Annotated in this window: 1 pseudogene; it reads right to left on the reverse strand. The window is 70.9% G+C overall.

Annotated features, from left to right (window positions below):
* A pseudogene (locus tag ACIPR8_RS20030) lies at positions 1-1,573 on the reverse strand (ESPR-type extended signal peptide-containing protein); the annotation flags it as partial.

Consider the following 1,573-nt stretch of genomic DNA (forward strand, 5'->3'; position numbering starts at 1 on the left):
GCGCCCACGCCGCTCGCCGTGGCGGCGAAGCCTTCGGCATTGGCGCTGGCACCCAGCGCGGTGCCACCGACGCCGGCGCTGGTCGCACCGGTATCCACCGGCACGCCACCGACGTTGATCAGCGCATCGCCGTTCTCGTCCACCGCGTTGCCACCGACGGCCACCGCACCCGGGCCCATCGCCTGCGCGTTCTGGCCGAACGCGGCGGCGTTCTGGCCGCTGGCCAGGGCGTTCATGCCGACCGCGGTCGCCCCGTCGGACAGGGCATTGGCACCGCTGCCGTAAGCCGAGGCACCGTTGCCGTAGGCATTGGCTGCCTCGCCGGCGGCCACCGCATTCTCCCCCTCGACGTAGGCACCGACATCACTGTCGGCACTGCCGCTGGCCTTGAAGTACTTCGCGGTTATCTGACCTTCCTCGGCAACGGCGGCCACGTCGTCCAGCTGTGCCTTGTTCACCGCGTCGGTGTCCTCGGTGCCGGCGGCCACGTTGGTGATCTGCCGTTCGCTGCCCACATCGCCCACCGACACCGTGTTGTCGCGGCCCGCCACCGATCCGGCACCCAGCGCCACCGAGTTCTCGGCGCCCGCCTGCGCACCCGCACCCACGGCGGTGCTGCGCTGGTCGAAGGCCCAGGCATTGGCACCCACCGCGGTGGCGTCATCGCCGAAGGCCCAGCTGCCGCTGCCGATCGCCACCGCGTTGGCCGCACCGATGCCGAACAGGCCGAAGCCGGTCTCGGCACCATCACCGATCGCCAGGCTGCCTTCACCCAGTGCCGAGGCATTGCGGCCCACGGCCACGTTGCCGTCCTCGTAGGCCGCCGCATTGAAGCCCACCGCGGTCGTGCCCGCACCTTCGGCATAGCTCTGCGAACCGGTCGCGGTGCTGTAGTCGCCCAGGGCGTTGGCAACCGCGCCATTGGCGGTGGACTGGTCGCCACGTGCCAATGCGCCCACGCCGCTCGCCGTGGCGGCGAAGCCTTCGGCATTGGCGCTGGCACCCAGCGCGGTGCCACCGACGCCGGCGCTGGTCGCACCGGTATCCACCGGCACGCCACCGACGTTGATCAGCGCATCGCCGTTCTCGTCCACCGCGTTGCCACCGACGGCCACCGCACCCGGGCCCATCGCCTGCGCGTTCTGGCCGAACGCGGCGGCGTTCTGGCCGCTGGCCAGGGCGTTCATGCCGACCGCGGTCGCCCCGTCGGACAGGGCATTGGCACCGCTGCCGTAAGCCGAGGCACCGTTGCCGTAGGCATTGGCCGCCTCGCCGGCGGCCACCGCGTTATCACCCTCGACGTAGGCACCGACATCACTGTCGGCACTGCCACTGGCCTTGAAGTACTTGCTGGTGGTGTCGGCCACAGCGGCCACTTCGTCCAACTGCGCCTTGTTCACCGCATCGGTGTCCTCGGTGCCGGCGGCCACGTTGGTGATCTGCCGCTCGTTGCCGACATCGCCCACCGAGACCGTGTTGTCACGCTCGGCCAGCGAGTCGGCACCCAGCGCCACGCTGTTTGCTCCCTGCGCGATGGCCGCGTTGCCCAGCGCCGTGCTGTTGGTACCCGGCG

The organism is Stenotrophomonas sp. LARHCG68, from assembly GCF_052871705.1.